The organism is Agromyces sp. NPDC056965, from assembly GCF_042673425.1.
GTDB lineage: Bacteria > Actinomycetota > Actinomycetes > Actinomycetales > Microbacteriaceae > Agromyces.
Window position 1 is genome coordinate 1 of record NZ_JBHURI010000128.1, and the last position, 7,131, is coordinate 7,131.

Here is a 7,131-nt window from a genome sequence, read left to right on the forward strand (position 1 = left end):
CATCGCGCGGCCGGACGATCGATCGCCCGACGGCCTTCCCGCGTTCCTGAAGGAGCAACGTGACCACGTATCTCACCCGACGCCTGTTGCAGGCGTTGGCGACCGTCTTCTGCGTGCTGACGATCGCCTTCGTGCTCGGCCGTGCCAGCGGCAAGCCCGCGGCACTGCTCCTGACCGACGGAGCGACCGCGCAGCAGATCGACGAACTCAACGAGCGGCTCGGCTTCAACCGACCGGTGCTCGACCAGTACCTCGACTACCTGGGCGGCGTGCTCCGCGGCGACTTCGGCACGTCGTACCGGAATCCCGGAACACCGGCGGTCGCGATGATCGCCGAGCGACTGCCGGCGACCATGACCCTCGCGCTCACCGCGTTCGCGGTCGGTCTCGCGCTGGCGGTCATCGCCGCCCTGCTCATCCACATCACCGGGAGCCCGGTGCTGCGGGCGATCTTCGTCTGGGGCGGTTCGCTGCGCCAGTCCATTCCGGACTTCTTCTTCGGCGTGCTGCTCGTGCTGGTGTTCTCCGTCTCGCTCGCGCTGCTCCCGAGCCTCGGCTACACGGGGCCGGCGTCGTTCGTACTGCCCGTCGCCACGATCGCGACCGCCCAGTTCGTGCTCTACGTCCGACTGCTCGACGCCGCGCTCAGCGAGCAGTCGACGCAGGAGTACGTGCGGACGGCCTACGCCCGAGGCAAGAGCCACCCCGCCGTGGTGATGACGGAGATGTTCCCGAACGCGCTGCTGCCGATCCTCACCGTGGCCGGGCTGAACCTCGCGGGTCTGCTCGGCGGCGCGGTCATCGTCGAGCAGGTGTTCGCGTGGCCCGGCGTCGGCGAAGTGCTCATCACGGCGGTGAGCCAGCGCGACTTCGCGGTCGTGCAGGCGGGCCTGCTCGTCGTCGCGATGATCTTCGTGCTCGTCAACATCCTCGTCGACCTGCTGTACTCCGTGCTCGACCCCAGAGTGAGGCTCGCATGACCCAGACACTCGCGATTCCCAGCGTGGTCGCCCGTCCGGCTCCGCGTCGCAAGCGCCGGCGAGGAAGCGTGCTCCCCTTCGTGGGCGCCGGGCTCCTCGTCGTCATGGCGATCTTCATCATCGTGGTGCCGTTCTGGCCGGGCTTCGACCCGCTCGGTCAAGATCTCGCCAGTGCTCGGCTGGCTCCGTTCAGCGACCCGTCGCATCCGCTCGGCACCGATGCGATCGGCCGCGACACGCTCAGCCGACTCGCGGAGGGCGGCCGCACGACCGTGCTCATCACGATGGCCGTCGTCGCGATCAACATGGTGATCGGAGTCGTGCTCGGCCTCTGCGCCGGCTACTTCGGCGGATGGCTCGACAACGCGATCGCGCTCGTGAGCGAGGTGAACCTAGCGATGCCGGTCGTGCTGCTGCTCATCGCGCTCGCCTCGATCACGGGCCCGAGCGCCGTGCTCATGGTGGTGGTGCTCGGCTGCACGTTCTGGATGGGCTACGCGCGGGTCGCCCGAGCGACGGCGCTGTCGCTCAGGAGCAGGGACTTCGTCGTCGCCCCGCAGATGCTCGGAGCAGGGCCGGGGTGGATCATCCGCACCCACGTGCTGCCGCACGTGCTGCCGCAGATGCTCATCCTCGCGGTGTCCGACATCGGCATCGTGATCCTCGTCCAGGCCGGTCTCGACTACCTGGGTCTCGGAATCCAGCCGCCGTCGCCGACGTGGGGCGGTCTGATCCTCGAAGGGCAGAAGACATTGCGCATCGACCCCTGGCAGGCGATCCTGCCCGGCATCGCGATCTTCATGGTCGTGGTCGGGACCCAGTTCCTGAGCCAGCGCTTCACCGCCGAGGGCGCGCAGCCGTTGCGAAAGGTGCGTTGACATGACCGACCGGAACCCGTTGCTCCGAGTCGACGACCTCGAGGTCGTCGCATCGACTCCAGACGGCGACGTCGTGCTGGTCGACGGCGTCTCGTTCGAGGTATTCGAAGGCGAGGTGCTCTGCATCGTCGGCGAGTCGGGCTCGGGCAAGAGCCTCACGATGCTCGCAGTGATGGGACTCCTCCCGGTGGGACTGCGAGTGTCTCGGGGATCGATCCAGTGGCGCGGCCGCGAGCTCGTCGGGCTGCGCGACCGCGAGATGCGACAGTTGCGCGGTCGGGACATCGGCATGGTCTTCCAAGACCCCATGACCTCGTTGAATCCGCTTCGCCGCGTCGGGAACCAGCTCGCCGAGGCGGTGCGCCTCCATCAGCGGGTCAGCCGCCGAGAGGCGCTCGAACGCGTGCACGGCCTGCTGCGCCGCGTCGGCGTGCCCCAGCCGGAGACACGGGCGAAGGCGTACCCGCATCAATGGTCCGGCGGCATGCGTCAGCGGGCGGTGATCGCGATGGCGATGGCGAACGATCCGGCGCTGCTCATCGCCGACGAGCCCACGACCGCGCTCGACGTCACCATCCAGGCCCAGGTCATGCGGTCGCTCGCCGAGGTGCGGGCGTCGCGCGGATCGGCGCTCGTGCTCATCACGCACGACCTCGGACTCGCAGCGGAGAACGCCTCGCGGATGCTCATCATGTACAGCGGTCGCATCGTCGAATCGGGCAGCGTGCGCGAGGTCTTCGATCACCCGACCCATCCGTACACCCAGGGCCTGCTCAAGAGCCTGCTCACGGGCAACGGCGAGCGTGCGTTCGCGATCCCCGGCAACCCGCCGTCGCCGCGGGATCGACCCGAGGGGTGCGCCTTCGCGCCGCGGTGCCCGGTCGCGGCCGGACGCGCGGAGTGCTTCGAGCATCGCCCGGTGCTCCAGCTCCGTGCCACGGGGGCGAGCTCGGCATGCCACTTCGCCGACTCGCCGTCGGCCGAACTGATCGAGGAGGGTGCACGATGAGCGAGGCGCTGATCGAGGTCGACGACCTGCGGGTGACCTTCGGTCGCGCGGGCAGGCTCGGCCGCGGCTCGGTCGTGAAGGCGGTCGACGGCGTGAGTCTCCGCCTCGAGCGCGGGCAGACGCTCGGACTGGTCGGCGAGTCGGGTTGCGGGAAGTCGACCCTCATCCGTTCGCTGTTCGGGCTGAGTCCCATCGCCGGCGGCACCGTTCGCGCTTTCGGGCAGGATGTCACGCGGATCGGTCGAGCGGAGCGCCGACGCCTCGGCGGCCGCATGCAGATGGTCTTCCAGGACCCGTATTCGGCGCTCGATCCGAAGATGACGGTGCACGACATCGTCGCCGAACCCCTGCGGATCACCGGTCGGTACGACCGGAAGCAGGTCGCCGAGCTGCTCGACCGCGTCGGCGTGAGCGCCGAGATGGCGGAGCGCAAGCCGGGGGAGTTCTCGGGCGGTCAGCGGCAACGCGTCGGCATCGCTCGCGCGCTCGCACTCCGACCGGAGGTGCTCGTGCTCGACGAGCCCGTGTCGGCACTCGACGTGTCGATCCAGGCGCAGATCCTGAACCTGCTCGCCGAGCTCCAGCAGGAGTTCGACCTCGCCTACCTCTTCGTCTCGCACGACCTATCCGTCGTGCGTCACGTGGCCGACGAGGTTGCCGTCATGTACCTCGGGCGCATCGTCGAGCAGGGCCCGATCGACGATGTCTTCGACGGCGCGCGGCATCCGTACACGCGGTCGCTGCTCGCCTCGGTTCCCTCCGTCGTCCCGCAGCGGGCTCAGGCGCTCGCGCTGGTCGGCGACCCGCCGGACGCCGCGAACCCACCGAGCGGATGCGCCTTCCGCACACGATGCCCGATCGCTCGTGATCGATGCGCCGAAGTCCGGCCGTCGCTGTCGGCGGCGACCGCCGGCGGCCATGTCGACGCCTGCCTGTTCGCCGGTGCGTCGCTCGTCGACGCTCCGGCCGCGTGAGTCGTGCCGCCGGCCCGCTCCCACCATCCCGTCCCTGTGAAAGGAACACGCTCAATGCTCATCCGTGACGCGCGCCCATGGGGCGGGGCATCCGTCGATGTCGTCATCATCGCCGACCGCATCGCCGAGATCCGGCCGCACGATCCGACCTCCGCGCCCGTCGGCGACACCGTCGACGGGCGCGGCCGGCTCCTGCTGCCGGCGTTCAGCGATGTGCACGTGCATCTCGATTCCACTCGCGTGGGCCTGCCGTTCCGGGAGCACACCGGCGGGGCGGGCGTCTGGGAGATGATGCTGAACGATCGACGGAACTGGCGTGATGCCGAGATCGGCCTCACCGAACGGGTGGCAGGCACGCTCGAGCGCATGATCGCCAACGGCACCACCCGGGTGCGCAGCTACGCCCAGGTCGACGTGGACTGCCGACTCGAGAAGTTCGAGGCCGTGGTCAACGCCAAGGAGGCGTTCGCGAACCACGCCGACGTGCAGATCATGACCTTCCCCCAAGCCGGCATCCTGCGCGAGGCGGGCACGGTCGAGCTCCTCGAGGAGTCGCTCAAGCAGGGCGCCGACGTGATGGGCGGCATCGACCCGAGCCAACTCGACCGAGACCCGGCGAGACATCTCGACATCGTCTTCGGCCTCGCCGAGAAGTACCAGGTGGAGGTCGACATCCACCTGCACGAGCCGGGCGAGCTCGGGGTGTTCAGCACCGAGCTCGTGCTCGAGCGCACCCGCGCGCTCGGCATGCAGGGCAAGGTGACGATGTCGCACGCGTACGATCTCGGGGGCGTCTCCGAATCGGTCAGCCGCAGCATCATCGACCGGTTCGCAGAACTCGACATCGCCATGGCGACCGTGGCGCCGGCGGCGAGGCGCCAGCTCTCGCTCGTGCAGCTCGCCGAGGCGGGCGTTCGCGTCGGGCTCGGCGAAGACGGCCAGCGCGACTACTGGAGCCCGTACGGCAACTGCGACATGCTCGACCGCACCTGGCAGCTCGCATTCACGAACGGCTTCCGGCGCGACGACCACATCGAGCTCGCGCTCGCCGTGGCGACGATGGGCGGGGCGAGCATCATGTCGCACGAGTCGGAGCGGGTCGCCGGCGTCGGCGATCGACCGGGCGTCGGCGTCGGAGATCGAGCCGACCTGCTGCTCGTTGATGGGGAGACGCCGTCGAGCGCGGTGATGGACCGCGGTCGCGATCGCACCGTCATCCACGACGGGCGCGTCGTCGCCGATGGTCTCCGTGTCGTCGGTCGCTGAGGGAGGCACCGGTCAACGCACGAGCTCCGCGATCGGACTGATCGCCGCACTCCTCGTCGGGCTGAACCTCCGCCCGGCGATCACCTCCGTCGCGGCGCTCCTCGACGAGACGAGCCGGCACTTCGGGCTCAGCCCGGTCGAGGCGACCGTGCTGGCGACGCTCCCCGTCATCGCGTTCGGGCTCACGGCACCGATCGGCCCGTGGTTGTCTCGGCGTCTCGGGGTCGTGCGGGCGCTCACGCTGACGATGGTCGCGCTCGCCGCAGCGCTCGTGCTGCGCGTCGTGCTTCCGCTCCAGCTGCTGCCGGGAACGTTCGTCGCCGGTGCCGCGATCATGGCCGCCGGAACGCTCGTGCCCCAGTACCTGAAGGCGCTCGACGCCAAGGGACTGTGGGTGGGACTCAGCAGCATGTCGTTCGGCGTCGGAGCGGCGCTCGGCGCCGGGCTCGTCGTGCCGGTGCATCACGGCACGGGCGGTGACGTGCCGCTCGCGCTCGGACTCTGGGCGGTGCCGGCGGTCGTGGCCGCCGCGGCGATGGCCGCCGTCCCGCGCGATGCGGCGGGCTCCGGCCGCGCCGACCGCCCCAGGCTCGCCCGACCCCGAGGGGCGGCCGTCACGATCGCCCTCGTCACCGCGGTGTTCGGCCTGCAGGCCCTGCTCTACTTCGCGGTCACCGCGTGGATGCCGCAGTTCCTCGCGGATCGCGGGCAGCTCGCAGCGGAACGAGGGTGGCTGCTCGCCTGGTTCAGCATCGCCGGGTTCCTGCCGACGCTGGTGACGCCGATGATCGCGAGGATGCCGCGGACGCTGCGATGGTACGGCCCCGCACTCGGGGTGCTCATCATGGTCGGGCTCCTCTGGCTGCCCGTCGCCGACCCCGGCCAGTACGTGCTCGTCGTGGGCCTGCTCGGCGCGGTGCAGAGCGCGGCGTTCGGACTCGCGATCAGTCTCATCGTGAGCCTGTCAGCGAACTCGGCGTCGGCGGCCGTCGTCTCGGCGATCGCGCAGGGTGCCGGCTACGCGATCGCGGGAATCGGGTCGCTGCTGATCGGGATCCTGCACGAGGCATCCGGCGGCTGGACGGCGAGTTTCGCGCTCATGGCGGCGATCGCCGGCGCGCTCGCGATCGCGATCGCCTTCGCGATCAGACGCGGCGCGGTCGACCTCGTGCTGGCCGACGAGTCGCGGGTCTCGCGTCCATCCGCCTCGGCCGTGCAGGGAGACCGTTCCTGATCCCGGCGACGGCGCCGGGCCGGTCAGGCGCCCGCCTGCCCCGGCCGGCGGCCATCCCGCGCGAATACGAGGTGCCCGGCGCATTGTCAACCCGTTGTCGACCGCGTGGCACTCTGCCTACCGTGGAGGAGCCGACGCACTGAACAGGTGCGCCGGCGGTATCGATTCCCGAGGAGGACGCCATGAGCGCCAAGGACGACATCGGAAACACCGCCGAGCGACTGACCGGAAAGGTCAAGGAGGGCATCGGCAAGATGACCGACAACGAGCGCCTCGAGGCCGAAGGCAAGGCCGACCAGGTCAAGGCCGACGCCAAGAAGGCGGCGGACAAGGTCAAGGACGCGTTCGAGGACGGCACCAAGTAGCCCGGCAGGGCCACCCGACCAACGACTGAACCGGAGGACACGACATGAGCATCGGCCTCGGCATTCTGCTCGTGGCGATCGGCGCGGTTCTCACCTTCGCGCTGAACGTCACCGTCGACTGGATCGACCTCGATCTCGTCGGCTACATCCTGATGATCGCGGGGGCGGTCGTCATCATCTTCGGTCTCGTCTTCATGATGCGACGTCGTCGGAGCATCTCCACGACGAGCACGACCACCGATCCGGTGGCGGGCCAGCGCGTCACACGGACCGAGGACCAGGCCGCACCTCCCGAGGTGTGAGGCCTGCAGGGGAGCGGATGCCGCGCCGGGGGGGGCCGCCCCCCCCCGCCCCCCAACACCCAGCCCAGGAACCAGCGCCCGCACAGCGCCCACACAACCCCGGCCGGCGGCAAAAAACAAAAA

8 protein-coding genes are annotated in these 7,131 nt (G+C 69.9%); all 8 read left to right on the plus strand.

From position 1 onward, the window contains the following. Positions 1-59: 59 nt before the first annotated feature. The 8 genes from ACFTQE_RS19430 to ACFTQE_RS19465 all read left to right on the plus strand — a co-directional run bounded on the left by ACFTQE_RS19430 (position 60) and on the right by ACFTQE_RS19465 (position 7,008). Complete coding sequence (locus ACFTQE_RS19430; protein WP_376926611.1) at positions 60-980, plus strand: ABC transporter permease; 921 nt, start codon at positions 60-62, stop codon at positions 978-980. Then, entirely contained in the window at positions 977-1,858 is an 882-nt protein-coding gene (locus ACFTQE_RS19435) for an ABC transporter permease (RefSeq protein WP_376926612.1), read from the plus strand. Before ACFTQE_RS19430 ends, ACFTQE_RS19435 begins: the two co-directional genes overlap by 4 nt. A 1-nt stretch (position 1,859) precedes the next feature. Continuing rightward, on the plus strand, positions 1,860-2,867 hold the full coding sequence (locus tag ACFTQE_RS19440; protein ID WP_376926613.1) for an ABC transporter ATP-binding protein: 1,008 nt from the start codon (positions 1,860-1,862) through the stop codon (positions 2,865-2,867). Next, the gene (locus ACFTQE_RS19445; RefSeq protein WP_376926614.1) at positions 2,864-3,841 is read left to right on the plus strand and encodes an ABC transporter ATP-binding protein; all 978 of its coding nucleotides are present in this window, start codon (positions 2,864-2,866) and stop codon (positions 3,839-3,841) included. Before ACFTQE_RS19440 ends, ACFTQE_RS19445 begins: the two co-directional genes overlap by 4 nt. Positions 3,842-3,895: 54 nt before the next feature. After that, positions 3,896-5,107: an amidohydrolase family protein gene (locus ACFTQE_RS19450; RefSeq protein ID WP_376926615.1), complete on the plus strand. Its 1,212-nt coding sequence runs from the start codon at positions 3,896-3,898 to the stop codon at positions 5,105-5,107. Continuing rightward, positions 5,091-6,341, plus strand: a complete 1,251-nt coding sequence (locus tag ACFTQE_RS19455) for an MFS transporter (RefSeq protein WP_376926616.1) — start codon at positions 5,091-5,093, stop codon at positions 6,339-6,341. The genes ACFTQE_RS19450 and ACFTQE_RS19455 overlap by 17 nt, the downstream gene beginning before the upstream one ends. A gap of 182 nt (positions 6,342-6,523) precedes the next feature. Then, positions 6,524-6,706 carry a CsbD family protein gene (locus ACFTQE_RS19460; RefSeq protein ID WP_376926617.1) on the plus strand — a complete coding sequence of 61 codons (183 nt, stop codon included), beginning with the start codon at positions 6,524-6,526 and terminating at the stop codon, positions 6,704-6,706. Positions 6,707-6,750: 44 nt separating this feature from the next. Beyond that, entirely contained in the window at positions 6,751-7,008 is a 258-nt protein-coding gene (locus tag ACFTQE_RS19465) for a DUF6458 family protein (protein WP_375837431.1), read from the plus strand. Positions 7,009-7,131: the final 123 nt, after the last annotated feature.

Excerpts from the sequence above, each read along its gene's own strand:
- ACFTQE_RS19435 (WP_376926612.1), top strand. The coding sequence starts at position 977 with ATGACCCAGACACTCGCGATTCCCAGCGTGGTCGCCCGTCCGGCTCCG.
- ACFTQE_RS19440 (WP_376926613.1), top strand. The coding sequence starts at position 1,860 with ATGACCGACCGGAACCCGTTGCTCCGAGTCGACGACCTCGAGGTCGTC.
- ACFTQE_RS19445 (WP_376926614.1), top strand. The coding sequence starts at position 2,864 with ATGAGCGAGGCGCTGATCGAGGTCGACGACCTGCGGGTGACCTTCGGT.
- ACFTQE_RS19450 (WP_376926615.1), top strand. The coding sequence starts at position 3,896 with ATGCTCATCCGTGACGCGCGCCCATGGGGCGGGGCATCCGTCGATGTC.
- ACFTQE_RS19460 (WP_376926617.1), top strand. The coding sequence starts at position 6,524 with ATGAGCGCCAAGGACGACATCGGAAACACCGCCGAGCGACTGACCGGA.
- ACFTQE_RS19465 (WP_375837431.1), top strand. The coding sequence starts at position 6,751 with ATGAGCATCGGCCTCGGCATTCTGCTCGTGGCGATCGGCGCGGTTCTC.